The sequence below is a fragment of the Streptomyces lomondensis genome (assembly GCF_014651035.1).
Lineage (GTDB): Bacteria > Actinomycetota > Actinomycetes > Streptomycetales > Streptomycetaceae > Streptomyces > Streptomyces lomondensis.
This window is the reverse complement of record NZ_BMWC01000018.1, coordinates 76,970-101,047: the sequence shown is the minus strand read 5'-3', so window position 1 is coordinate 101,047 and position 24,078 is coordinate 76,970. Positions and strand designations below refer to the sequence as shown.

At 71.7% G+C, this 24,078-nt stretch carries 21 protein-coding genes and 1 pseudogene; 14 read left to right on the top strand and 8 right to left on the bottom strand.

What is annotated here, in order from left to right:
• Positions 1 to 2,436, bottom strand: coding sequence for an FxSxx-COOH system tetratricopeptide repeat protein (gene fxsT / locus IE255_RS36645; protein ID WP_190054743.1), 2,436 nt, complete (start codon positions 2,434 to 2,436; stop codon positions 1 to 3).
• Positions 2,433 to 2,729, bottom strand: coding sequence for a hypothetical protein (locus IE255_RS36640; RefSeq protein ID WP_190054742.1), 297 nt, complete (start codon positions 2,727 to 2,729; stop codon positions 2,433 to 2,435). Before IE255_RS36640 ends, fxsT begins: the two co-directional genes overlap by 4 nt.
• Positions 2,730 to 3,010: 281 nt before the next feature.
• Here IE255_RS36640 and IE255_RS36630 point away from each other — a divergent pair, with 281 nt between their 5' ends.
• Positions 3,011 to 3,784 carry an aminoglycoside phosphotransferase family protein gene (locus IE255_RS36630; protein ID WP_190054741.1) on the top strand — a complete coding sequence of 258 codons (774 nt, stop codon included), beginning with the start codon at positions 3,011 to 3,013 and terminating at the stop codon, positions 3,782 to 3,784.
• Here IE255_RS36630 and IE255_RS36625 read toward each other — a convergent pair.
• Positions 3,781 to 5,079 (bottom strand): RNA-guided endonuclease InsQ/TnpB family protein, encoded by a 1,299-nt coding sequence (locus tag IE255_RS36625; protein WP_190054740.1) that lies wholly within the window; start codon positions 5,077 to 5,079, stop codon positions 3,781 to 3,783. The two genes, IE255_RS36630 and IE255_RS36625, sit on opposite strands and share 4 nt — an antisense overlap.
• Positions 5,080 to 5,626: 547 nt before the next feature.
• On the opposite strand from IE255_RS36625, the gene IE255_RS36620 reads away from it, so the two are divergent.
• From IE255_RS36620 to IE255_RS36610, 3 genes and pseudogenes are all read left to right on the top strand, one after another.
• Positions 5,627 to 6,532: a calcium-binding protein gene (locus tag IE255_RS36620; RefSeq protein WP_190054739.1), complete on the top strand. Its 906-nt coding sequence runs from the start codon at positions 5,627 to 5,629 to the stop codon at positions 6,530 to 6,532.
• A 456-nt stretch (positions 6,533 to 6,988) separates the two neighbouring features.
• Positions 6,989 to 7,672, top strand: coding sequence for an endo-1,4-beta-xylanase XynA (gene xynA / locus IE255_RS36615; RefSeq protein WP_190054738.1), 684 nt, complete (start codon positions 6,989 to 6,991; stop codon positions 7,670 to 7,672).
• A 1-nt stretch (position 7,673) separates the two neighbouring features.
• Positions 7,674 to 8,141, top strand: a pseudogene (locus IE255_RS36610) (polysaccharide deacetylase family protein); the annotation flags it as partial.
• 82 nt (positions 8,142 to 8,223) lie between these two features.
• Here the strand turns inward: IE255_RS36610 and IE255_RS40255 are convergent.
• Positions 8,224 to 9,498 (bottom strand): HNH endonuclease, encoded by a 1,275-nt coding sequence (locus IE255_RS40255; protein WP_308280926.1) that lies wholly within the window; start codon positions 9,496 to 9,498, stop codon positions 8,224 to 8,226.
• A gap of 82 nt (positions 9,499 to 9,580) precedes the next feature.
• On the opposite strand from IE255_RS40255, the gene IE255_RS36600 reads away from it, so the two are divergent.
• From IE255_RS36600 to IE255_RS36580, 5 genes are all read left to right on the top strand, one after another.
• Positions 9,581 to 10,141 carry a DUF6461 domain-containing protein gene (locus IE255_RS36600; protein ID WP_229906769.1) on the top strand — a complete coding sequence of 187 codons (561 nt, stop codon included), beginning with the start codon at positions 9,581 to 9,583 and terminating at the stop codon, positions 10,139 to 10,141.
• Between the two features lie 130 nt (positions 10,142 to 10,271).
• Entirely contained in the window at positions 10,272 to 10,778 is a 507-nt protein-coding gene (locus IE255_RS36595) for a hypothetical protein (RefSeq protein WP_190054737.1), read from the top strand.
• A gap of 130 nt (positions 10,779 to 10,908) precedes the next feature.
• The gene (locus IE255_RS36590) at positions 10,909 to 11,703 is read left to right on the top strand and encodes an SAM-dependent methyltransferase (RefSeq protein ID WP_190054736.1); all 795 of its coding nucleotides are present in this window, start codon (positions 10,909 to 10,911) and stop codon (positions 11,701 to 11,703) included.
• A 154-nt stretch (positions 11,704 to 11,857) separates the two neighbouring features.
• Positions 11,858 to 12,541, top strand: coding sequence for a nucleotidyl transferase AbiEii/AbiGii toxin family protein (locus IE255_RS36585; protein WP_190054735.1), 684 nt, complete (start codon positions 11,858 to 11,860; stop codon positions 12,539 to 12,541).
• 35 nt (positions 12,542 to 12,576) lie between these two features.
• Positions 12,577 to 13,050, top strand: coding sequence for a MarR family winged helix-turn-helix transcriptional regulator (locus IE255_RS36580; protein ID WP_190054734.1), 474 nt, complete (start codon positions 12,577 to 12,579; stop codon positions 13,048 to 13,050).
• Positions 13,051 to 13,068: 18 nt separating this feature from the next.
• On the opposite strand, the gene IE255_RS36575 is transcribed toward IE255_RS36580, so the two are convergent.
• Entirely contained in the window at positions 13,069 to 14,256 is a 1,188-nt protein-coding gene (locus IE255_RS36575) for an MFS transporter (RefSeq protein ID WP_190054733.1), read from the bottom strand.
• Positions 14,257 to 14,325: 69 nt separating this feature from the next.
• Here IE255_RS36575 and IE255_RS36570 point away from each other — a divergent pair, with 69 nt between their 5' ends.
• From IE255_RS36570 to IE255_RS36560, 3 genes are all read left to right on the top strand, one after another.
• Entirely contained in the window at positions 14,326 to 15,309 is a 984-nt protein-coding gene (locus IE255_RS36570) for an ArsR/SmtB family transcription factor (RefSeq protein ID WP_190054732.1), read from the top strand.
• A gap of 9 nt (positions 15,310 to 15,318) precedes the next feature.
• Complete coding sequence (locus IE255_RS36565) at positions 15,319 to 15,822, top strand: glutathione peroxidase (protein ID WP_229906768.1); 504 nt, start codon at positions 15,319 to 15,321, stop codon at positions 15,820 to 15,822.
• Positions 15,823 to 15,892: 70 nt separating this feature from the next.
• A complete protein-coding gene (locus IE255_RS36560; RefSeq protein WP_190054731.1) occupies positions 15,893 to 16,771 on the top strand; it encodes a MerR family transcriptional regulator in 879 nt (292 codons plus the stop codon).
• Positions 16,772 to 16,877: 106 nt separating this feature from the next.
• Here IE255_RS36560 and IE255_RS36555 read toward each other — a convergent pair whose 3' ends face one another.
• From IE255_RS36555 to IE255_RS36545, 3 genes are all read right to left on the bottom strand, one after another.
• Complete coding sequence (locus IE255_RS36555) at positions 16,878 to 17,069, bottom strand: DUF397 domain-containing protein (protein ID WP_031113406.1); 192 nt, start codon at positions 17,067 to 17,069, stop codon at positions 16,878 to 16,880.
• Between the two features lie 197 nt (positions 17,070 to 17,266).
• Positions 17,267 to 18,124, bottom strand: coding sequence for a helix-turn-helix domain-containing protein (locus tag IE255_RS36550; protein ID WP_190054730.1), 858 nt, complete (start codon positions 18,122 to 18,124; stop codon positions 17,267 to 17,269).
• 289 nt (positions 18,125 to 18,413) lie between these two features.
• On the bottom strand, positions 18,414 to 19,169 hold the full coding sequence (locus IE255_RS36545; RefSeq protein ID WP_190054729.1) for a GOLPH3/VPS74 family protein: 756 nt from the start codon (positions 19,167 to 19,169) through the stop codon (positions 18,414 to 18,416).
• Positions 19,170 to 19,406: 237 nt separating this feature from the next.
• On the opposite strand from IE255_RS36545, the gene IE255_RS36540 reads away from it, so the two are divergent.
• Both IE255_RS36540 and IE255_RS36535 read left to right on the top strand, forming a co-directional pair.
• Positions 19,407 to 22,082, top strand: a complete 2,676-nt coding sequence (locus IE255_RS36540) for a D-alanyl-D-alanine carboxypeptidase (RefSeq protein WP_190054728.1) — start codon at positions 19,407 to 19,409, stop codon at positions 22,080 to 22,082.
• Positions 22,083 to 22,255: 173 nt separating this feature from the next.
• Complete coding sequence (locus IE255_RS36535; protein ID WP_190054727.1) at positions 22,256 to 24,076, top strand: DUF8823 domain-containing protein; 1,821 nt, start codon at positions 22,256 to 22,258, stop codon at positions 24,074 to 24,076.
• Positions 24,077 to 24,078: the final 2 nt, after the last annotated feature.

Here is a 24,078-nt window from a genome sequence, read left to right as displayed (position 1 = left end):
CTACGGCGATTCCTCCTCATCACCCTCCCCGAGCCACCGGTGAAGCTCGCCGAGGTAGTTCCGCCGCACCGCGGTGGTGGGATGGTCCGGGCCCAACGCCGCCTCGGCGATCGCCAACGCCCGCTCGGCCAGGGGCAGCGCCTCGTCACGCCGCCCCGACTCGAAGAACATCACAGCGAGGTTGCCCAGTCGCAGCGAGGTGTCGGGGTGGTCCGGCCCCAACGCCGCCTCCGTGATCGCCAGGGCCCGCTCGGCCAGCGGCACCGCCTCGCCAAGCCGCCCCAACGCGGAGAACATCGAGGCGACGTTGCCCAGATGCACTGCGGTGGTGGGGTGGTCCGGCCCCAACGCCACCTCGGCGATCGCCAACGCCCGCTCGGCCAGGGGCAGCGCATCACCGGGCCGCCCCAGTTCGGAGAACGTCGAGGCGAGGTTGTTCAGCCGCAGCGCGGTGTCGGGGTGGTCCGGGCCCAGCGCTGCCTCCGTGATCGCCAACGCCCGCTGCTTCAGGGGCAGCGCCTCGTCGTACCGCCCCAACGCGGAGAACGCCGAGGCGACGTTGCCGAGCTGCACTGCGGTGGTGGGGTGGTCCGGCCCCAACGCCTCCTCGGCGATCGCCAACGCCCGCTCGGCCAGGGGCAGGGCATCACCAGGCCGCCCCAGTTCGGAGAAGGTCGAGGCGAGGTTGTTCAGCCGCACCGCGGTATCGGGGTGGTCCGGCCCCAACGCCGCCTCGCCGATCGCCAACGCCCGCTCGGCCAGGGGCAGCGCATCACCAGGCCGCCCCAGTTCGGAGAACGTCGCGGCGAGGTTGCCCAGCCGCACCGCGGTATCGGGATCGTCCGGCCCCAGCGCTGCCTCCGTGATCTCCAGCGCCCGCAGTGCCAGCGGCAGCGCCTCGCCATGCCGGCCCAACGCGGAGAACGCCGAGGCGAGGTTGCCCAGCCGCACCGCGGTCGTGGGATGGTCCGGCCCCAACGCCACCTCGACGATCGCCAGGGCCCGTTCCTCCAGCGCCAGCGTCACGGGGGCCTGGCCGCGGCTGCGGAGGTAGAGGGCGGTCTCTCCCAGGGCTACGGCCAGTTGGACATCCCTGCTGTCGTCGGGGTGATAGGTGACCACTGCCTGGAGATGGGGCAGAAGGCTCTGCCAGACGGGCCAGCCCTCTGTCTCTTTGGGGCTGCCCGGCGGTAGGGCGTTGAGCAGGAGCGTCAGGGCGGTGGTCAGTGGCGTAGAAGGTGGGGCGGGAGGGCGCCCGAGCAGCCGGCGGGTGAGGCGTTGCAGGCGGGTGGGTGCTGCGGGCGGTGGGGTGGTGGTGCGGATGACGCTCTGGACGAGGCGGTGGGTGGTGACGGTGGAGTCCGTCAGAGTGATCATGCTGTAGGCGGCGAGTACGCCCAGGGCGTGGTCGACCGCCCGGCGGGTGGGCAGGGCGGCGTCCAGGACGCCGCGCGGCAGGGGGTCGGGGGCCATGTGGGCCAGGATGCGCAGCAAGTGCACCGCGTGCGGGTCGGCCTCTTCCACGGCCTTGACGGTGACGCTCCACACCTGGGCCACGGTGCGCTGCTGGGCGTCGCCGGGGGGCGTGGTGGCGAGGATGCCGGCCGGGTCCCGGCGGAGTTCGGTCAGGTGGTCGCGGGCCGAGGTGCGGGTCTGTGCCAGGTAGGCGCCGGCCTGCTGAAGTGCCAGGGGCAGGCAGCCCAGTTCCTCGGCCAGTTCCCCGAACGCCGTGTCGTCGGCTCGGCTGCGGCCGGTGATGCCCTCCAGGACGGCCACGGCCGAGTCCGGGGTGAGGGTGTCCAGGCACAGGGGTGCGGCGAGATGGCGCCAGGGCAGGTCACGGCGGGTGGTGATCACGACCTGGCCGGCGGTCAGCCGGCCCAGATAAGGGGACAGGTCGGCGGGGTCCTCGGCGTTGTCCAGGACCACCAGCCAGCCCGAGCGGCCCTGAAGCCACACCAGCGCCCATTCCGCGGCCTCCTCCAGCGGCAGGGCCGCGTGCACCGGGTGCAGGGCGGTGGCCAGTCCCGCCAGCCCGGCCAGGATGCCGGCCTCGGTCTCCGCGTCGATCCACCACACCGGACCGCCGCCGGCGGCGAGGAACGCCCGCGCGTGGTGGAGCACCAGCGTGGACTTGCCCACCCCGCCCAGACCGCGCACGCTCTGCGCCACCACGCCGGTGCCCGACGACGGCACGGCGGCCAGGCTGCGCAGCTCTTCGTCGCGGCCCTCGAACACCGCGCTGTCGTAGGCGGGCAGGTTGTTCAGCTGCGTGACGGCCGCACCGTCGACGGCCGGCTGCATCGCGCCCGGCGGCAGCACGACGGTCCGCTGCTCGATCCGGGCGTCATTGCCGGTCGCTATCACCCCCGGGTTGCTGCCCGCGGACGCGGCCCGGTCGCCGGTGGCGGACGAGGGCAGGTGCTCGGCGCTCACCGCTGGATGGTGCCGTTGTCCCCGGTCACGATGATCCCCGAGTTGTCCCCGGTGGCCACCGACCGCTCACCCGACGCCGTGTTCCCGCCCGTCCCGCGGGGCGGAGCGGAGGAGCTGATCGCGGACGATCCCCATGCCACCAGCACCGCGGCGAGCACCGCTCCGGCGCCCGCCCCCGCGCCGATCCGCTCGGGCCGGTCCCACGGAAGCAGTGCGTCCCCCAGCCACACGCACAGCCCGAACACCACCAACGAACCGACGGCCAGCAGCAGCCATCGTGCGGTCCGATTCATGTGACGCCCCCTCAGACGCATCGTCGGGCTTCATCCTCCCACCGAAGCGGTTCTCGTGCCCGTCCCTTGCACACGCACGTGGGCCCGACGGCCTCGACGTCACTGGCGGCTCACCGCCCGCGACACCCCGGCCGTGACCGTCGTGAACAGGATCCAGCCCGCCGCGATCACGCCGTAGGCGAGCCACTGGCCGGTGTGGTGCGGCGACGGGTCGGACAAGTCCTTTCGGGCCGTGGGAAATTCCGTTGCCCGTGCCGGAGGGTGGTGGACACCATTCCGGTATGACCTCCAGTTCCCCCGCCGACGGCCGGGCCGGCATCGACGCCGCGTTGGTGAGGCGGCTGATCGCCTCGCAGTTCCCGCAGTGGAGCCATCTGAGCGTGACACCGGTCGAGGTGGACGGGTGGGACAACCGGACCTACCGGCTCGGCGAGACCATGACCGTGCGGCTGCCCACCGCCGAGCACTACGTCCCCGCGGTCGCCAAGGAGAACCGGTGGCTTCCGGTGCTCGCGCCGTCGCTGCCGGTTCCTGTTCCGCCGATCGTGGCGCGCGGAGTGCCGGGTGAGGGCTATCCGTACGACTGGTCGGTCCGCGGCTGGCTGGACGGTGACGTGGCCCACCCCGAACGCATCGACGACATGCCGCGGTTCGCGGAGTCGGTCGCCGAGTTCCTCCTCGCGCTGTGGACCATCGATCCCACGGGCGGGCCGCCGGCCGGAGCGCACAGTTTCCACCGGGGCGGGCCGCCGGCCCACTACGACGACGAGACGCGCGGCGCCCTGGCCACGCTCGCCGGACGCGTCGACACCGACCGGGCGGCCGGCGTGTGGGACGCGGCGCTGCGGGCGGCCTGGCGTGGGCGGCCGGTCTGGTTCCACGGCGACATCGCCGCCAACAACCTGCTGGTCAGGGACGGCAAGCTGGCCGCCGTCATCGACTTCGGCACCTCCGGCGTCGGTGATCCGGCCTGTGACCTGGTGATCGCCTGGACGATGTTCACCGGCGACAGCCGCGAGGCGTTCCGCCGTGCCTTGACATCCTCCCCCTCTTAAAAGAGGGGGATTCCAACCCAGGTGGGTTGAGGTTCACGGGCGCTCGAACGGCCCGTGGCCGCTGTCACCCCTCCGGCACCGGCTGAGCGCCGGGGGCGGGGGAAACCGCCCTGTCCTGCCGCGACGTTGTTCGCTGCGTTCTCATCGGCGTTGCAGGTGAACCCGCAGGACACGCAGACGAAGTCGGCTTGGCTCTTGCGCGACTTCTTCTCGATCCATCCGCAGGCGGAACACCGCAGAGACGTAAAGGGCGCGGGGACGTCCTCGACCCGGCCCGGAGCCTTGTCCTCCGTACGCTGCCGCAGCAGCCCCCAGCTCTGGGCGAGGATCACCCGGTTCAGTCCGGCCTTCTGCCTGACCCTCTTGCCGGGCTGCTCGACCGTCCCTTTCGCCGAGCAGGTCATGTTCTTGATGTTCAGCTTCTCGAACCGCACCAGACCATAGGCGCGGGCGAGCATGGTGCTGGTCTTCTCGCACCAGTCCTTACGCCGATCAGCTTCGCGCGCCTTGAGTCTGGCGACCTTGGCGTACTCGGCGGTCTTGGCCTCACTGCCCTTGGGGGCTCGAGCAGCCCGGCGCTGGTGCTTGCGGATCTGGGCACGTTCCCTGACGGTGAGCTGCGGGCAGTTCAGCTTCCGCCCGTCGGAGAGGGCTGCGGTGATCTTCACACCCCGGTCGATGCCGATGACCTCACCCGCGCCGGGCACGTCGATCGGCTCGGGGAGGACGGCGAACGCGATATGCCACTGACCGTTACGGAAGGTGACACGGAACGTCTTCGCGGCGGGCAGGCAGGCGCCTTTGCCCTTGCGGGACAGGCGGAAGCGCACCCACCCGCAGCCGGGCACCTTCACCTGCGCCCACCGCCGGTTCAGCTTCTGCACCACGACAAAGCGGCCCATGACCTGCTTGCCCTTGGCGTTCAGCTTCGGCGACCCGTCCGTCTCGAACTCCGCGACCCGGTCGGTGCCGATGACGCGGAAGCCCTCGTGCACATACTTCCTGCGCCACGTCGGCTCACCAAAGCCAGAGGTGAACCTGGCGTTCTTGGCCTTGGCGAAGTCCTTCAGGGCCTGCTGCTGCACATCGGCGTTACCAGCGCGCAGCCATTCGTTCTCCCGCCGGGCCTCGGTGAGCTGGCGGCACTGCTCAGCGAAACCGGGCGCGGCCCTGCGGCCCTTGGACCAGTGCGAGTGCTGCTCGACGGCGAGGTTCCAGACGTACCGGGCGTGCGCGCAGTGGTCGAGCATGATGCTCACCTGCTCGCTCGTCGGGTACATCCGAAACCGTGCCATGCCGTGAACCTAGCCCACACGTTCCCTGACCGGGCAGGCCATCGATCAACATCACCTGTGTGAGTGACCGCTCCCGACTGCCGACCCGGCCGACCACCTGCCACAGGCCCCTCAACTCCCCGTCACCACCGCCTGTCTGTGGTCACCCTCAGCCCCATGGGCGGCGACGTCGAATCGCCCTGACGGCGATTCGGCTTCCCCCGCCCCGCTACGCGGGAGCGGGCATTCACCCCGGCCCTGAAGGACCGGGCACCCTGCCCGAAAGCAAGGTGGAAGGCCCTGATCTGCCCGGCGCTGGACATCGACACGGATGCCGGGCAGGCGGCCGTCCACCGCCGCGTCATCGACGAGGTCCTGGCCGACCACGACGCGGCCTCGCGATGACCAGGGGCGGCTGGGCTCCCCCCGGCCTCCACATGAAGTGACGGTTAACCGAAGCCGACCGGCAGAGGGCCATCAGGAGTTCGGATCCCGCCACCGAACCGAACCCAATTCCCCACCGTCACACCACATTGCAAGAACCACTACATCCCACGGAGGTTTTGCAATGTCCTCTTCCCAGGCCGGCCGCCGCTCCTTACGTGTCACCTCGGCGCTGACGTTCCTGATCGGCGCGGGCGTGGCTGCCCCGCTCCTCCTGAGCGGTACCGCCGGTGCGGCGACGCCGGCGGCCACCGTCGCGTCCGACGGGCGGGCGATCGTCTACACCGCCGCCTCCGGGCAGACCAACGACGCGACCGTCACCGCGTCGATCACCGACGACTCCGAGCGGATCACCTACGTGATCGACGACTCCGTCCCGATCGACGCGGGCACCGACTGCACGTACCCCAGCGCCACGGACCGGACCAGGGTCGCCTGCACGGTCGGCACCCTGGAGAGCCAGGACCCGTACGCCACCCTGAGGATGTCCCTCGGCGACGGCAACGATGTCGTCGCCTATCACAACGCCACCGACCAGACGTACTACTTCGCCTCCCTCGACCTCGGCGCCGGCCAGGACGGGTACACCGAGACCGGCGACGTCAGCGGCAACGGCGTCTCCGGCGGCGCGGGGAACGACGGCCTCACGGTCGGTGAGGTCACCGTGGTCCGGGGCGACGCCGGCGACGACACCCTCCGCGGCGGCGCCGGATCCATCGCGCAGGGCGGTGACGGCGACGACACGATCCGCTCCTCGGGCGAGGACAGCCACGTCGACGGCGGCGCGGGCGACGACACGATCCTCGGCGGAGCCGACCGGCAGCACCTGTCCGGCGGCGACGGCGACGACCTGCTCCGCGGCGGGGCCGGCAACGACTTCGTCTACGGCGGAAGGGGCCACGACGTCCTCCACGGCGAGGACGGCGACGACACGATGTACGGCAACAGCGGGAACGACGAGCTGTACGGCGGCCGGGGCACGGACACGCTCTCCGGCGGCCCCGGCACGAACATCGTCCGCCAGGACTGACCCACCCCGCACAGGTGCCCGCCCCCCCCGGGGCGGCACGCACCGTGAATACCGTGAGTACCCCTCCCCCGGCCCCGGACAGCGAGCAGGATTCACGCGACTCGTGGTTCGCCGAACGGCCGGGGGAGCCTGCCATGTGACGGCTCGGGTGGAGAACGGCGAGGAGCCGCTGCTCGCGGTCCAGGTCGGCGGCGACCGGAAGCAGTTCGAAACATTCGAATAACGGAACCCTGCCCTCCGGGCCGGAAGGGCGGGGGTCCCCTCACAAAGACAGCCCACACCCACCCCAACTGCCCGCTGAACAGCGGAAATCCACCAGCATCGAAGTCGTCGAAGCGGCGAATATTTCGCAACACCCGCCGAAACTATTGACAGTTGACAGGGCCAGGCCAACACTCCCCGGTGACAGAGCTCCCCCATCGACCCACCCACGAGGACGAGGAGGAAGCACCCCCCATGAAGAAGTCATCAGGCCGCTTCCGGCTGCTCGTCAGCAGCGTCTGCACGATGCTGCTGGTCGCGGTGGCGGCCATCACCCTGCCGGGCACCGCCCACGCCGACACGGTCGTCACGACGAACCAGACCGGCACCAACAACGGCTACTTCTACTCGTTCTGGACGGACGCGCCGGGCACGGTCTCCATGACCCTGTCCGCAGGCGGCAGTTACAGCACCTCCTGGCGGAACACCGGGAACTTCGTCGCCGGCAAGGGCTGGAGCACCGGGGCCCGCCGCAGCGTGACCTACTCGGGCACCTTCAACCCGTCCGGCAACGCCTATCTGACCCTCTACGGCTGGACGGCGAACCCGCTCGTCGAGTACTACATCGTCGACAACTGGGGCACGTACCGGCCGACGGGAACGTACAAGGGCACCGTCACGAGCGACGGCGGCACGTACGACATCTACAAGACGACGCGGTACAACGCCCCGTCCGTGGAGGGCACGCGCACCTTCGACCAGTACTGGAGCGTCCGGCAGTCGAAGAGGACGGGCGGCACCATCACCGCCGGCAACCACTTCGACGCGTGGGCTCGGGCCGGAATGCCCATGGGCAGCTTCAAGTACTACATGATCATGGCGACCGAGGGTTTCCGGAGCAGCGGCAGCTCCAACATCACCGTGCGCACGGGACCATGACGAGGCCACGATGTTCAACCAGGCCCAGTACGCCGCCGCCAACCCCTCCCTGGTCCGGGCCCAGGTGGCGGCCGGCATGTGGGTCGGCAACCACAGCTACACCCTCCCGCGCCTGATCGACGCCGAGATCTCCCGCACCCAGCAGACCATCGCCCACGCGGGAGGCGGCACCCCGAAACTGTTCCGCCCGCCCTACGGCGAGACGAGCGCGACGGTGCGGTCGCTCGCGGCCCGCCACGGCCTGACCGAGATCCTCTGGCACGTCGACTCCCAGGACTGGAACGGCGCGAGCACCGACGCCATCGTGCAGTCCGCCGCCCGCCTGACCAACGGCCAGATCATCCTCATGCACGACTGGTCCGCCAACACCCTCACCGCGATCCCCCGAATCGCCCAGGCCCTGACCTCCCGCGGCCTGTGCACCGGCATGATCTCGCCCCAGACGGGGCGCGCGGTGGCACCCGGCTGAGAATCGGTCACGGGGAACACCGCGGAACACACGGCACTTCCGGCGCGACGGCCGACCAGGGCCGTCGCGCACCGGGGCAGCCCTACGCGGACGGCTCGGTAGCGTCCGCCCCACTGCCTCGACCGGCCGCATGCCGCTCCCCCGCCACCCTTAGCAGTACCTCCCGGAGGGTCTCCCGCGTACGCCCCCGGGTCTTCACCGCGTGGCAGTTGGGGCAGAGGGCCACCATCTGGCTGGGGTGGTCGCGGCCGCCGCGGGTGAGGTCGATGACGTGGTCGACCTCGAGGATCGGGTGGTTGCGGTCGGTGACGTCGGCGGGCTGGCCCGTGCAGTCGGGGTTCTCGCAGCGGCCCTGGCTGCGGCTGAGGACCAGGTAGCGGGCGGCTCGGGAGCGGACCGGGCGGTGGGTGGTCCGGGCGGCACGGCGGCCGTGGTTCTTGGCTTCCTGCTCCTCGACGAGTCTGCAGCCGCGTTCGTATTCCGCGGCGGTGATGAGCCACTCTTCCGGTGCGCGGCCGGGCCCGGTGTGCGGTTCGGCCGAGTCGATGTCGTCCAGGCCCACGTCGGTGAGGAGCGGGGTCGGGTCGAGGTCCTCGAAGAAGGTGTCCAGGAGATCGTCGAGGACGGCGAGACGGGTCACGGCGGAGTGCCGGAACAGTTCGTACACGGGCTCGGCGAGGCCGCCGCGCGGTTGGTTCTCGGTGAACCAGCGCTTCACGCCCGCGTCACCGTGGGCCGTCGTCACCGGGCCGGTGAAGTCGCGCAACTCCCATATGCCGTCGTGGTGGAGGGAGGCGATCGGGTAGTCCGGGCGCAGGCGCTCGCCCCTTGTCCCGTGCCTCTCCAGCAGGGTCTTGAGGGCTTCCTCGGTCTCGGGCCAGGGGAGGAGCCGGGGCTCGCCGCGGAGGGCCCGGCCCATGGCCCACAGCAGCACGATCGGCTTGTACAGGGACCGGTGGCCGGCGGAGCGGTTCACCTTGAGGTGAGTGATGCGGTGGATGAGTTCCTCGTGAGTCAGTTCGTCGTGAGTCAGCTCGTCGTGAGTCAGCTCGCGGGGCAGGTCGCTCGCCTCAGGGTCCTCGGTGACCTCGAAGCCGAGGCGCCTGAGCAGGCGGGCGGCGTGCTTCGCGCCGCCGGAGAAACCCGGCGAGTCGGGGGCCAGCGGCCGTTCACCGGGCAGGAAACCGTGAGCCGCGCCGACGATCGCCTTGGAGTCGTAGTGCCCGCCTTGGTGCACCAGCAGATAGCGGCGGGCACGCCGGAAACCGTAGGCCTTCAGGAAGGCGTCCCGCCCGAGCCGGTCACACTCCCCGATCGCCTTCTCTATCTCGACGCGCGATATGTCCGCGAGTGCCATGGCGGGAACCCTACGCGACCGGACTGACAGAGCAGGGCCTCGTCCGGGGCCGTTGTCAGTGCCCGCGCCTACCATGCGCCGCATGCCTGAATGGATGCATGTCGCCGACCCTGTCCTGGAGTCCGGTGGGCACGACGAGGTGAATCTGGTCTTCGCGCGTGGCATGGGGCTCGATGTGCTCGTCGAGGGGCTGCGGGGGCTGCGGCGGGAGGCGCTCGTGAGCGGGGAGGGGAACGGGTGGGTGTGGGTGGTGCACGACATGGTCAACGCCGATGTCGAGGACTACGACCCCGTGTCCTACGGCCGGATCTGCGCGGGCGCCGAGCTCGTGGTGTTCGTGACCGAGCCGTGCAGTGTGAAGGCGCATCCGCCGCACTTCGAGTACTACCGGGACGGGCGGCTGATCACCTGCTTCAGCTTCGAGGATCTGACGCAGCGCCCGGGTGACGACCCCGACTACCTGTCCGCCGAGTTGCTCGCCGCGAAGCTGATCGGGCCCGACGCCGAGTGCGACAAGGCGGACGAGGCCGAGCACGACTGCTTCGACCACCACTACGAGGACCACGACCGCATCGTCCGCGCGGTCGCCGGCTTCTTCGCCCTGCCCTCGCCGCCCCTGTCCCCGGCGGTGACGGCCCCGTGACCTGGCCCCCCCCGGACACCTTCCAGCAGCGCGTCGACATGGTCTTCTCGGGGCTGCCCGGCGTACCTGAGTACGCGTGCTCATGACGCTCCCCTCCTCGGACCCGGATCCTGGCCGTATGAGAAGCCGTATGAGAAGCCGCACGGGACATCGGGGGATGTTCTCGGCCGGGGCCGCGCTCGTCGTCGGTGTGCCCGTCGCCGCGTGGGGACTGATGGGGCAGCAGAACTACGAGGGGCTGCCGGCGAGTGAGCTCGACTACGCCTTCCAGCCGTGGGACATCGGCGACGGCGTCGCCGCGGTCGTCGGCGCTCTCGCGCTGGCGCTCGCGGCGGCGGGGGCGACCGTGCTCGTGCGGGGCGCGCGGCGCGGGGCGCTGGACCCGCGCTGGTGGGGGGTGCTCGGCCCGCTGGTGGTCGTCGGGCTCATGGCGGGTGTGGGCTGGCGGATCCTCACCGCGGGGGGCGTGGGGGCCAACATCGGAGCCGGGCTGCTGATCATCTTCGGTACGCCGGTCGCCGCCGGGCTGTCGCTGTGGGCCCTGGCGTGGAGCGTGTGGCTGGCGACCGACCGGAGCGGGGACGGCGGCAGGCCCGGTGGCGGCGACCTGGGCGGGTTCGCCTCCCGCGGGGTCTGACGGCGGCCGACCCTCGTGGCCGAAACCCCACGGTGGGCCGGCGGCGGGGGTCGCAACGTCCGTATGGGAGAAAGAAGTTCACCTAGGTTGGTGGACCGGTCGCCCTTCCCCGCCCCCAGGAGGCCCTGCCGTGCCCGACGACAGCCTGCTTGCCCGCATCGACACCTCCAAGCCGCACTCGGCCCGCTTCTGGAACTACTTCGTCGGCGGCAAGGACCACTACGAGGTCGACCGCGAGATCGGCGACCAGATCAAGTCGATCTTTCCGGGCCTGGTCGACGTGGCGGTCACGAGCCGCCGGTTCCTGGGGCGGGCCGTCCGGTATCTCGCCGGTGAGCAGCGCGTGCGGCAGTTCCTGGACGTCGGCACCGGGCTGCCGACCGCCGACAACACCCACGAGGTCGCCCAGCACGTGGCCCCGGACGCCCGGATCGTCTACGTCGACAACGACCCCATCGTCCTGGCCCACGCCAGCGCCCTGCTCACCAGCATGCCCGAGGGCCGGACCGCGTATCTGGACGCCGACCTGTACGACCCCGATGCCGTCCTGGAGGCCGCCGCGGGCACGCTGGACCTCTCGCGGCCGGTCGGGCTGATGATCCTCAACACGCTGGGGCACGTCGCCGAGTACGAGCGGGCGCGCGAGCTTGTGCGGCGGCTCATGGCCGGGCTGCCGGCCGGGAGCCATCTGGTGATCAGTGACAGTACGGCGAGTGAGGGCATGATCGCCGCGTCCGAGGCCTACAACGCGAGTGGGGCCGTGCCGTATTACGTCCGGCAGGTTGCCGAGATCGCCGGGTTCTTCGACGGGCTGGAGTTGGTCGAGCCGGGGGTGGTGCGGGTGCCGGAGTGGCGGCCTGGGCCGTCCGAGGGGGGCCATGCCGGTGCCGTGGATGCGTACTGCGGTGTTGGGCGGAAGTCGTAGACCGTGGTTCGGTGCGGCGTCGTGGGGGCTGGTCGCGCCCACGCGGCGGAGCCGCACATCGATGGAGCCCCGCGCCCCTGAGCAAGAAGCCCCCTTCACCCGTCCGGGTCCGTCACCCCGGCCCCCGCCGCGCCCCTCACGCGATAATCAGCACATGTCCGCCCCACCCCCCGTCCCGGAGCCGTGCCTCCGCCTTCTCGGTGATCTGGTCGCGGTGGGTGAGGCCTACTCCCTCGTCCTCGCCGGTGGGTACGCCGTGCTGGCCCACGGGCTGGTGGCGCGGGCCGGGCAGGACGTGGACGTCGCCACCGAGCACCCCGCCGGGATGGACGCCATCGCCGACACCGTCCGCACGGGGCTGGTGGCACGCGGCTGGCTCGTGCGGACCCTGGAGACCGACCCGCTGGCCGCCCAGTTCCTCGTCACGGACGCGGCGAGCGGTGAGGAGTTCGAGGTCGGCCTCCACAAGGAGGTGCTGTGGCGCCCGCCCGTGCTCACGGGGCTCGGGCCGGCGCTCTCCCTCGACGACCTCGTCGGCACCCGGGTGCGGGACCTGGCCGACCGTGGACTCGCCCGCGACCTGGTCGACGTACACGCCGCCTCGGCCCGCTGGAGCCACCCCGAGCTCGAGGAGCTCGGCCGCCGGCACGCCCCCGACACCTTCGACCTCACCGACCTCCAGGCCCGGCTGACCGGGACGGACTGGCTCGACGACAGCGCGTTCACCGCGCAGGGCCTCGACGCCGGGGCCGTCGCCGGGCTCCGCCGCTGGGCCCAGGAGTGGGCCGACGACATCGCGGAGCGGCTCATCGAGGGCGAGGCCCCCGACGAGGAGTGACCCGGGCGGGACTGACCGGTCGGTACCCTGACCGGATGGGGAAAGGGGCAGACGGGCGGGTGGGAGTCGTGGCCGCGCTCGTGCGGGCGGCGTTCCTGGTGGACGGGGTGTACGCGGAGGCCAGCCGGTCGTACGGGCTGACGCCGCAGCAGGGGCAGCTGCTGTGCGTGCTGATGTCCCAGCCGTACGGGATGGGTGAGCTCGGCGAGACGCTCGGGCTGGCGAAGTCGAGTCTGACCGGGCTCGTGGACCGGACGGCGCGGCGGGGGCTGGTACGGCGGGAGGCCGACCAGCGGGACGGGCGGGCCGTGCGGGTGGGACTGACGGAGGAAGGGGCCGCGCTCGCCGAGAAGTTCTACGCCGAGACCTGCCGCCGGATGGAGGCGCTGCCGTCCGGGCTCAGCGGCCCCGAGCGGGACCGGCTGGCCGTCCTGCTGTCGCGGGTCGTGGTGGACAACGCGGTTCCCGAGGTGTTCGTGGAGGCCGGGGAGGTCCTCGGCCCCAAGTAGCGGAATCGCGAGGGCGGTTCACTGTCCGGGCAGTGGCGCCGTCGGCCGCTGTTCCCGCCTCGCCGCCGCCATCAGCCCCAGGGTCACCGCGGCCGACGCCACCGCCATCGCCGTCATCGCCGCGGCGGGAGACGTCAGTTGGGCCACCGACCCGGCGAGCGCCGCCGCGACGCCCTGCATCGTGAGCATCCCGGCCGAGTGCAGCCCCAGGGCGTGGCCCGTCAGCCCGTCGGGGGTCAGGGCCACCAGCCGCTCCTGCTGCACGAGGCTCGCGCCGAAGCCGACGGAGGCCAGGGTGACGGCGACCGCCGCGAGCGGGAGCGGCGGACGCAGCAGGAAGGGCACGTACGGGAGGGCCAGGAGCAGCAGCAGCGGGAAGCCCAGGCGGGGGCGCAGCCGCGCCGGGAGCAGGCGGCCCACCAGCACGTCCCCGGCCAGCATGCCCAGTGCGGCGCAGGCGAACAGGGTGCCGGCGGCGTCGGGGGCGTAGGAGACGTAGAGGGATTCGCAGCCGACGACCAGGCCGTTGGGGATCCAGAGGGCCAGATAGATCTGGCGGCGGGGCGCGGACGACCACAGCAGCGCGTTGGCGCGCCAGGTCGCCGTCACCGAGGGGCGGCCCGTCGTACGGGGTGGGCGGCTGGTCAGGCCGAGACGGACGACCGCGGCCGACAGCAGGTAGAGGGCGGCGGCCACCAGCAGGGAGATCCGCGGGGACAGCAGTGCCACCAGGGCGCCGCCGGTGGCGTAGCCGGCGATCTGCATGAGGCCGCTCATCATGTTGAAGACCGAGCGGCCCAGCAGATAGCCGTCCTTGGCGAGGATCTCGTTCAGCAGGCCCCAGCGCACTCCCCCGCCGACCGACTCCACCAGCCCTGTGGCCAGGACGATCGCGAAGAGCGCCCAGACGGGCAGGCCGGGCAGGGCCAGGGCCGCGGTGGCCGCCGCGAAGAGCAGCGGCAGGACCGTCAGGGCCGCGCGCGGGGGCAGACGGTCGGCCGCGGAGAGCAGGAACGTCGCGCCCAGCACCTGCACCAGCGACGAGCCGAACATGCTCACCGCGGACAGCAGCGGCGACTCGGTCTCCCGGTACACCAGGGTGCCCAGGGCCAGTCCGGCCATCGTCCGGGCGACCGTCTGCGCCGACGCGGCCAGGAAGAACGGGGTGAACTCGGGTGTGCGGAACAGTTCGCGGTAGCTGCGCATGCGCGGAGTCTCCGACCGGCCCGGAGGCCGGGGTTAGTGTTTCGCGCACACGCGAAAGGAGGGCGTGACGTGGGCTGGTGGCAGATCAACGCCGACACCCTCGCGGGGAGCCGGTTCGTGATCTCGCCGTTCGCGGAGGCCTTCGGGAGTCTGCGGCTGCTGCACACGGCCGAGGCCGCACATCCCGGCGAGCGCCGATGGCTCGACGCCCATCTGCCGGACTACCGGCGGCGGCTGGCGCGGGACCCGGTGACCGCGCTGCTCGTCCACGCCGGGATCGGGGCCGACTGGACGGCCGACTTCCTCTCCCCCACCCCACGCGACGGGGAGACCTTCGAGCAGGGGGTCGCGCAGGTCCGGGCGGCTTGCCCGCGGGCGGCCCGCGCCGACCTCACCGTCTCCCTGCGCGGCCCGGTCCCGGCCCGGCTGGAGCGGGACGACCTGCCGGAGCGCGCCGCGGACCTGCTGACGTACGTCTGGACCACGGCCGTGCGGCCGTACTGGTCCCGGCGGCGGCGCATCCTCGAAGCCGATGTGGTCGCGCGGACGGCGCAGGTGAGCCGGGGCGGCTGGGCGAGCGCGCTGGACACGCTGCGGCCGGGGACGCGGTGGCTCGGGGAGAACCGGCTCCAGGTCAACGCGCGCGCGTATCCGCCGCGCGAGATCCCCGGCGGCGAGCTGGTGTTCGTGCCCATCACCACGCAGCGGATCGGCTGGGTGTCGTGGGAGGGGACGGACCGGTACGCGCTCGTCTATCCGTGCGCCGGCGCGCTCGCCGACCCCGGCGGCAGGCCCGTGCCCGAGAGCCTCGCCGCGCTGCTCGGAACCGCCCGCGCCGGTGTGCTGGTCCGGCTCGGCTCACCCTTGAGCACCAGCCAGCTGGTGGCCGTGACCGGCCAGGGGCTCGGTTCGGTCGGGCGGCATCTGCGGGTGCTGCTGGACGCGGGACTGGTGGAGCGGCGGCGGGCGGGCAGGTCGGTGCTGTATTCGCGGACGGCGGCGGGGCAGGTGCTCGTGGAGGCCCAGAACCGGCCCGACACCCGGCGGAGCTAGCATCCGCTCATGACGACTACCAACGGTTCCTCTCCCCTCGATGTCGAGATCGGTGCGCTCCAGGGCGGTTCCGCCGACCTGTCCCAGTACGCGGGCAAGGCGGTGCTCGTGGTGAACGTGGCCTCCAAGTGCGGCCTGACCCCGCAGTACAACGGGCTGGAGAAGCTCCACGAGCGGTACTCCGAGCGCGGCTTCACCGTCCTGGGCGTGCCCTGCAACCAGTTCCTCGGCCAGGAGCCGGGCAGCGCCGAGGAGATCGCCGAGTTCTGCTCCGCGACCTACGGCGTGACCTTCCCGATGACCGAGAAGGTCGAGGTCAACGGCGAGAACCGGCACCCGCTGTACGAGCGCCTGACCGGCTTCGCCGACGCCGAGGGGCACAGCGGGGACATCCGCTGGAACTTCGAGAAGTTCCTGATCGGCCGCGACGGCAAGGTCGTGGCCCGCTTCTCGCCGCAGACCGAGCCGGAGGCGGCGGAGCTCGTGGCGGCGATCGAGGCCCAGCTCGCCTGACACCACACCGGTTGACCTTGCCCCTGGGGCAGGGCCGAGCGTCCCTGTCATCGGGCGGAAGAGCCGCCCGATGACGGAGGATGCCGTGGTGGACGTACCGGACGAGGAGCTGCTCACCATCGGGGCGTTCGCCGCGCGCGCCCGGCTGTCGGCCAAGGCCCTGCGGCTGTACGACCGGCTGGGGCTGCTGGCCCCGGCGTACGTCGACGAAGTCAGCGGCTACCGCTACTACCGCGCCGGCCAGGTCGAACGCGCCCGGCTGGTGGCCCTGCTGCGGCAGCTGGACATGCCGCTCGCCCGGATCGCCGAGGTGGTCGCGGCGGGCGACGGGCCCGCGGCGGCCGAGCTGCTCGGCGCGTACTGGGCGGACGTCGAGGCGCGGGTGGCGGGGCAGCGGACGCTCGCCGAGTACCTCCGTGGACGACTGTCGGGGAGGAGCTCCGAGATGTACGGGAAGTTCACGGTCGAGACGGTGGAGATGCCCGCGCAGGTGGTGATCACCGAGAAGCGGCACACGCTGGCGGACGAGCTGCCGGCCTGGATCGGGGCGGCGCTGGGCCGGCTGGAGGAAGCGGCGCGGGAGTGCGGGGGCGTGGCCGGGGTGCCGTACGTCGCCTATCACGCCGAGGTGTCGATGGAGAGCGACGGCCCTGCGGAGGCCTGCGTGCCGGTCGCCGACGAGGCGGCGGCCCGGGCCTGGGCGGAGCGGCAGGGGCGGGCGCGGGAGACGGCGGTGCGGGTGGAGCCGGCCGGGCGGCTGGCGTACACCAGGATCACCAAGGCGCAGGTGGCGCACCCGCAGATCCTGGCCGCCTTCGAGGCGGTGGAGGAGTGGATGGCGGCGCAGGGGCTGACGGCGACCGGACCCTGCCGGGAGCTGTACTTCGCCGACTGGCCGACGGCGGGGGCCGAGGACCCGGTCTGCGACGTGGCGTTCCCGGTGAGCTGATCCCCTTCAAAAGCCCGCGGGCACAAGCGGAGCCCTCTCGGCAAGGACGGCGATGCTGGTCGAGAGGGCTCTGTCGGTGCTGCTTGTGCGATGGTGGTCGCGGGGGTCAGGCCTTGACCGAGGCCACGAAGGCGTTCCACGCGTCGGCGGGGAACGCCAGCTTGGGACCCTCGGGAATCTTGGTGTCTCCGAGTTCCAGGGCCTCTTCGACGGTCGACCTGACCATCACGCAGGCGCCGTTGTTGTTGGTGTAGGAGGACGTCGTCCACGTTTCCGTGGCGCCCAGACGAATTGCCATGTTCGCTCCGTTGCCAGTTGCGTTTACGCCAACCCGTGCTGGTGGCTGGCGTGATCGACGCTACTCGCCAACATCCTCGTTCGGAGCAGCCATTCACTCGACCGGATGGCATATTCCAGGGGAGACTTCCAGTCAGGCGTGTCAGGGGTGTAGCATCCCGCGCTTTGCCCGACGGATGGTCCTCGTCCCAGGGAGCGTCAGCGGGCGTATTCCTTCGCGAGGCGCTCGATGCGCTGCCGCGACTGGTCCACGTTCAGCGACTGCGCGCGCAGGTGCTCGTACATCACCGTGTACTTCTGCACGTCGAGCGGCTTCTCCAGGTACAGGTCGCTGGTGACGCCCTCGATGTAGACCACGCTGGAGTCGGCCGCGTCGGCGAACTCCAGGATCGAGTACTGGCCGTTGATGCCGGCGTGCGCGCCGACCTCGAACGGCAGCACCTGCACGGTGATGTGGGGCAGCTGCGACATCTCGATCAGATGCTCCAGTTGCTCGCGCATCACTTCCTTGCTGCCCACGACCCGGTGCAGGGACGCCTCGTCCAGCACCACCCACAGCCGCAGCGGGTCCGTCTCGGCGGTGATACGGCCCTGCCGGCGCAGCCGGACCTCGACGCGCTTGTCGTTGTCCGCCTCCGTCGCCTCGGGCGAACCGCCCCGGATGATGGCCTCGGCGTAGGCGCGCGTCTGCAACAGGCCGGTGATGATCTGGGGTTCGTAGACCCGGAGCGACTCGGCGTCCGTCTCCAGGCCGATGTAGACGCTGTACGGAATGTCCCCGAAGGCGTGCCACCAGCCCTGCTGCCGGGAATCCTTGGCCATCTGCATCAGCGAGTCGACGATGCGCTGGTCCTCCACCTCGTAGACCCCGCACAGGTCGCGCACGTCGCGCTGGCTGATGCTGCGCCGCCCGTTCTCCAGCCGGCTGATCTTCGACTGCGACACCAGCAGCCGCTCGGCCACCTCTTCGGCCGTCATGCCCTTGAGCTCGCGGAGCCTGCGGAGCTCCTGGCCCAGCCGGCGCCGCCTGACGGTGGGATTGACATTGGACGCCACGGGACGTGCACCTCCGGCTGCGTGCCTCTACTTTGCGTATCTGCTGTTGAGCAGACTGCCACCAAGGTGCTTCCTACCGCTGGGAAACGGTGGATATGCGACGGGTACACGCCAGTTCGGGCACGGCATGCCGAGCGGGGCGGCGAGAGTCTGCACTCTCTCCGCCCCGCTCGGACCGCGGCTCCCGTGACCGGGTTCTGGGGGTCCCGTGCTGCGTGTGCCGGTCGTAGGCCGTACTCGTGCGGTGCCGTGCTGCTGGTCGTGCGGTGCCGTGCTGGTGCGGCGCGGCTCAGTGGGCCGCGGCGCGCGCCATGGTGCCGCGGCGCGGCTGCATCGGAACACCGCGGGCGGGTTCCGCTGCTGCCCTGGTTCCGCCGGCGGCCGGACGGCCGGGCGGGGCCGGGCTGCGGCGCGGCTGTGCCGCCACGCCATTCTGGACGTCCATCACCGCGTGCGCGACGAGACCGCCCATGGGGTCGTGCCTGATCAGGTCCCGCAGCCGGGAGCGGGACGAACGTCCCTCGTTACCCGGATACAGGTGCTTGCCGAGGCCGACCGCGTGTGCGAGGGCGGCGAGCGCCGCGGTCCGCGGGTCCGGCGGTACGCCGGTGCGGATCGCGGAGTCCAGCCGGGCCCTGATCTCCCGGCTGATCTCGGTGTCCGTCGCCTGGTAGCGAGTCGTCGGCAGCACTCCGCACATCTGGCCCGCCACGGCATGCACCATGCCGCACCGCTCCAGATGCGAGAGGTAGGTCTGGCGGAGCCCGAGACGCGGCCCGCCAATCCAGTTCACTGCCCGCACGGGAGCGCCGCGCCTACGCAGCAACTCCAACGCGCAGTCCAACGTTGGATCTCCAGTCGGCCGTGGTACAACCACGGCGATACGATCCCCGTCTGGGGCTATCCGTCCGGCCAGCGCCAGCTCTACTAGCTGTGCTCCGGCCAGACCGAGGTCGAGCGACTGCGGCTGTGCAGTGGTACCCGTGGTCGGGTCCAATGCCAGCAGCAGAAGCTCCTCCGGAAGTGTTCTGCGGCTCCTGCCCATCCATGCCTCCCCGCGTGGATGAATGACAGGGTGACCCCTCTCACATTGGTCTGTCGAGGGTGCGTGACCGGTTCGTAGTGGAACCAGTAGGTATGTCGTTCTCGTCTACCGGATGGGTCCGGTCCGCACACAGGACACTGGTACATGGTTCGGACATCGCCGGGGAGCGGTGTCAGGGCGGCGGTTCACGGTTTCGGTACGCGCACGCGGGGAGTGCGGCGCGAGGAGGAGGCATCGGTGGCGGGCGAGTCCCCCGACAGGTCGAAGCAGCGCGAGTCGTCGGCACAACCGACGTCGGGGAGCGCGGGTCCGGTTCCCGAGGCCAGGAGCGAGGCCGCGGACACACGCGAGCCGCGTGACCCCCGCCTCGCGGTGGCCCGGGACACGGAGAAGTCCTCGACGCGCGGGGGTGTCGATACGGCGACCCGCGTCCTCTCCGCACGCACGGCTGAGGATCCGACCTCTGAGAAGCGACCGTCTGACGCGGAGCGGGACTCCGAGGCCGCGGGGGCGGACGCCGAGCGGGACTCCGAGGCAGCGGCGGGTGACGCCGAGCGGGGCGAGAGCGGCTCGGGGGCCGAGGGGGCGGCTGCGGCGGGCCAGGGGGCTGCGGAGGCGGCTGCTGAGGGCTCTGGTGGGGCTTCCGGCTCCGGTGAGCCGGGCGGTGACGCTGCGGCCGGTGACGGGCGGCTGCGGGACGCCGTGGCCGCGTGGGTCGCGTCGGCGGACGAGGACGAGGAGCCTGCGGCCGCCAAGGGCGCCGACAAGGACGCCGAGGGCGACCAGCGGGCTGCCGATGGCGCGGAGGAGCCCAGGAAGGCCGACACCGGCGCCCAGGAGGCCGAGGAGCCCACCGGGACGCCGGAGGCCGACAGGGACGCCCAGGACGGCCCTGAGGCCGAGCGCGCGGACGAGCCCACGGACGCCCAGGACGCCGGAAAGCCCAGCGGGACCCCCGAAGCCGACACGGACGCCGAGGACCGCCCTGAGGCCGAACGCGCGGGCGAGCCCACGGAGGCCGACTCCGACCGCCAGGGCGAAGAGGGCCCTGACGGGGCCCCTGAAGCCGAGGCGGACCGTTCCGGCACTGGCGGTGGTGCGGTGGACGGCTCGGGCAACGAGGCGGGCCCTGCCGCGTCCGAGGCCGATGCCCAGGTGAAGGCCGACCGGCAGAGCGGCAAGGCCGCCGAGCCCGTCGACCCGCGTGTGTCCGACGACGCCGACGCCGAGCCGGAGACCGACGCGGACGACACCCCCGCCGACGCCGACAAGGGCAGCAAGACCGAGCCCGCCGCTGACGCCGACGACGCGCCCGGCGCCGGAGGCAGCGGCAAGGACGCCAAGTCGGACGAGGCCGACGGCGACAGCCCCGCCACACCCCCCGTCGACCAGCCCACCGCCGTCTTCAAGGCCGTACGGCCCCCGGTCGACCAGCCCACCACGATGCTGAAGCTCGGCGGCGCGGCCAAGGGCGCTCCGGAGACTCCCGAAAGGGAGTCTGAGCGGACGAGCAAGTTCGTCGCGCTCAAGCCCTTGGACGACCCCTCGGCCCGGAAGCCGGCCGCCCCCGCCGACGCGACCGCCCCCGTGCCCACCGTCGGCCCGGAGCGCACCACGCAGCAGCCGCTGCCGCCGAAGCCGCCGCTGGATCTGCTGGCCGAGCTGACGAACACCCCGCCGCCCCCGGACACCCCGCTGCGGACGGCCGTACGGCGGGTGAAGATCTGGACGCCGCTGGTGCTGCTGCTGGTGGTCGTCTTCGCGGTCGTGCAGAGTGTGCGCCCGCTCCCCGCGCCCACCCTCGAACTCACCGCCGAGGACAGCTACACCTTCGAGGGCGGCAAGGTCGACATCCCCTGGCCGACCGACGGCCAGGCCGCGCTGGACGTCCAGGGCATCGGTTCGTTCGGCTCGTCCGGCGAGCAGAAGCCCGTGCCGATCGCCAGCGTCGCCAAGGTCATGACCGCCTACGTCATCCTGCGCGACCATCCGCTCAAGAGCGGTGACGAGGGGCCGAAGATCGAGATCGACCAGGCCGCCGAGGACCAGTCCGATGCCGGCCAGGAGTCCACCGTCGACGTGACCAAGGGCGACAAGATCACCGAGCGGGAGGCCCTGGAGAGCATCCTGATCGCGTCCGCGAACAACATCGCGCGGCTGCTCGCCCGCTGGGACGCGGGGTCCGAGAAGGCGTTCGTGCAGAAGATGAACGACGCCGCCAAGGACCTCGGCATGAAGAACACGACGTACACCGACCCGTCGGGCCTGAACAACACGACCGTCTCCACGGCCGTGGACCAGGTGAAGCTCGCCAAGGCGGCCATGGAGCAGCCCGCCTTCCGCGAGGTCGCGGCGATGATGTCGTACGTCGACTACAAGGGCGTCAGGCACGACAACTGGAACCGCCTGGTCGGCTCCAACGACGTCACCGGCATCAAGACCGGCACCACCACCTCGGCGCTCGGCAACCTCGTCTTCTCGGCGAGGAAGGACGTCGACGGCGAGACGCGCCGGATCGTCGGCGCGGTCGTGCGCCAGCCCGCCGGCGGCCCCGACAACACCATCCTGGGCGCCGCGCTCCACGAGGGCGACAAGCTGATCCGGGCCGCGCAGGGCGCGCTGGAGTCGGCGACGATCCTGAAGAAGGGTGACATCGTCGGGTACGCCGACGACGGTCTCGGCGGCCGGACGCCGGTCGCCGTCACCGAGGACGTCACGGCCGTCGGCTGGGCGGGCCTGTCCGTCAAGCTGACCTTCGCCCCGGACGACCTGCCGCACACGGCGAAGGCCGGCACGAAGGTGGGCACGCTCACCGTCGGCGACGGCACCACCAGCGCCGTGAAGGTCCCGGTCGCGCTCCAGGAGGACCTGGTGGAGCCGGGCTTCGCGGACAAGCTCACGCGTCTCGGCTGACCCGGGACGCCGCCCCGCACGACCGCACCCCGCCGGTAACGGCCCGTCCGGGCGCCGCCCGGCGGGGTGCGTGCTAGCGTCGCGAACCGGGCAGGCCGTGAACCGCTGACCAACGGGACGCGGCCAAGAAAAGAAGACGAGAACGGAAGACGGGACACGGGGAGTGCCTTCGAGTGGCCACTGCGGAGCCGACACACGCCGACGACGCCGATCCGGGCCCGGTATCCGGCCCGCGAATACGCCTGCCCGCACCGCCGGAGGACGGCACCCAGGGCTTCGTGCTGACCCTGCGTGAGCGCATGCTGCGGCACCCGGTGCTGTCCGTCACCGGGCTGGCCGGAGTCCTCCACGTCGTCTGGTTCTTCACGTTCGCGAACAGCGGTGGCGACCTGGCCGCGCAGGACGCGTGGGCCGAGTTCGTCGGCCGGCACCCGGACTCGGCGTACAACCTCGCCTGGTACGGCGGTATGCACCCGGTGTCGTACAGCGTGGTGTCGCCGTATCTGATGTCGGTGCTCGGCGTGCGGACGACGATGATGATCGCGGGCACGGTCTCGGCCGGCCTGCTCACCCTGCTCCTGCTCCGTAGCCGCGCTGTCCGGAACCCCCTGTGGGCGTCCCTGGCCGGGGTCTTCGGGCTGTTCTGCAACGCCGTGTCCGGCCGCGTGACCTTCGGCCTGGGCATGATGTTCGCGCTCGGCGCGGTCGCGGTCGTGTTCTGCTGGCCGTACCGGTGGCGGTACAAGCGCTGGGCGAAGGCCCTGTGCGCGGCGCCCCTGGCCGCGCTGGCCACCATGTCGTCCCCGGTCGCGGGCCTGTTCGTGGGGTTCGTGGCCGTGGCGCTGTTCCTCCAGAAGCGCCGCCCCGGCGCGTGGGCCCTGGGCCTGGCGCCGAGCGCGGTGGTGGCGGTGTCGGCCTGGCTGTTCCCCTTCTCCGGGACGCAGCCGATGACGATCGCCTCGGTCCTGCTGCCGTTCGCGTTCTCGGTCCTGGTCTTCCTGCTGGTGCCGCGGGACTGGAAGACGGTCCGGCTCACGGCCGCGGTGTACGGCCTGGCGGTCGTGCTGGTGTGGCTGATCAGCTCCCAGATCGGTTCGAACATCACGCGGCTGGCGATGCTGTTCGCGGGTGTCGCGCTGGTCGCCGCGCTCCCGTTCACGGTGCCGCGCAGCCGCAAGTGGTACGCGGTGGTGGTCGCCTTCGCCGGCTTCACGGTGTGGATCGGCTTCAAGTCGGTCGACGACATCGTCCACACGGCCCCGGCGGCGTCCTGGTCGCGCGAGCTGGCGCCGCTGGTGAACGAGTTGCAGGAGGTCGGTGCCGAGAAGGGCCGGGTCGAGGTCGTCCCCGCCCGCTCCCACCGCGAGGCCTCCGCTCTCGCCCCGTACGTCAACCTGGCCCGCGGCTGGAACCGCCAGGCCGACATGGAGCGCAACCCCCTCTTCTACGACGACACGCTCAACTCGGCGAACTACCACGAGTGGCTGAAGCGCTGGGCGGTGCACTACGTGGTGCTGCCGAAGGACGAGCCGGACGGCGACGGCGGTGAGCGGGAGCGGGCGCTGGTGCAGCGCGGGCTGCCGTATCTGACCCAGGTCTGGGGCGACGCCAACTGGCAGCTGTTCAAGGTGACCGCCCCCACCCCGCTGGCCGAGCCGAACGCCGTGGTCGACCGGGCCGAGCAGGGCGAGATGGTCCTCCGGGTGAAGAAGGCGGGCCGGATCCTGGTCCGCATCCCGTACTCGCCGTGGCTGAGCATCGTCGACGCGGAGGGCAGGAGCCTGAAGCCGCCCCAGGAGACGGAGGAGTCCAAGGACCGCCCCGAGGGCGAGCCGAAGACGTACGTCAACGTCAACGGCTGCCTGCGGGAGACGGAGGAGGACGCGCAGGGCGACCGGTGGACGGAGCTGCTGGCCCCGAAGGCGGGCACGTACCGCCTGGCGGCGCCCTACCAGCTGCCCCGGGGAACGCCGTGTCCGGAGGAGCTGCGCTGACC

What these genes read in the sequence shown, in the direction of transcription:
- IE255_RS36640 (WP_190054742.1), bottom strand. Translation starts at nt 2,729, where the DNA reads ATGAATCGGACCGCACGATGGCTGCTGCTGGCCGTCGGTTCGTTGGTG.
- IE255_RS36630 (WP_190054741.1), top strand. Translation starts at nt 3,011, where the DNA reads ATGACCTCCAGTTCCCCCGCCGACGGCCGGGCCGGCATCGACGCCGCG.
- IE255_RS36625 (WP_190054740.1), bottom strand. Translation starts at nt 5,079, where the DNA reads ATGGCACGGTTTCGGATGTACCCGACGAGCGAGCAGGTGAGCATCATG.
- IE255_RS36620 (WP_190054739.1), top strand. Translation starts at nt 5,627, where the DNA reads ATGTCCTCTTCCCAGGCCGGCCGCCGCTCCTTACGTGTCACCTCGGCG.
- xynA (WP_190054738.1), top strand. Translation starts at nt 6,989, where the DNA reads ATGAAGAAGTCATCAGGCCGCTTCCGGCTGCTCGTCAGCAGCGTCTGC.
- IE255_RS40255 (WP_308280926.1), bottom strand. Translation starts at nt 9,498, where the DNA reads ATGGCACTCGCGGACATATCGCGCGTCGAGATAGAGAAGGCGATCGGG.
- IE255_RS36600 (WP_229906769.1), top strand. Translation starts at nt 9,581, where the DNA reads ATGCCTGAATGGATGCATGTCGCCGACCCTGTCCTGGAGTCCGGTGGG.
- IE255_RS36595 (WP_190054737.1), top strand. Translation starts at nt 10,272, where the DNA reads ATGAGAAGCCGCACGGGACATCGGGGGATGTTCTCGGCCGGGGCCGCG.
- IE255_RS36585 (WP_190054735.1), top strand. Translation starts at nt 11,858, where the DNA reads ATGTCCGCCCCACCCCCCGTCCCGGAGCCGTGCCTCCGCCTTCTCGGT.
- IE255_RS36580 (WP_190054734.1), top strand. Translation starts at nt 12,577, where the DNA reads ATGGGGAAAGGGGCAGACGGGCGGGTGGGAGTCGTGGCCGCGCTCGTG.
- IE255_RS36575 (WP_190054733.1), bottom strand. Translation starts at nt 14,256, where the DNA reads ATGCGCAGCTACCGCGAACTGTTCCGCACACCCGAGTTCACCCCGTTC.
- IE255_RS36565 (WP_229906768.1), top strand. Translation starts at nt 15,319, where the DNA reads ATGACGACTACCAACGGTTCCTCTCCCCTCGATGTCGAGATCGGTGCG.
- IE255_RS36560 (WP_190054731.1), top strand. Translation starts at nt 15,893, where the DNA reads ATGACGGAGGATGCCGTGGTGGACGTACCGGACGAGGAGCTGCTCACC.
- IE255_RS36555 (WP_031113406.1), bottom strand. Translation starts at nt 17,069, where the DNA reads ATGGCAATTCGTCTGGGCGCCACGGAAACGTGGACGACGTCCTCCTAC.
- IE255_RS36545 (WP_190054729.1), bottom strand. Translation starts at nt 19,169, where the DNA reads ATGGGCAGGAGCCGCAGAACACTTCCGGAGGAGCTTCTGCTGCTGGCA.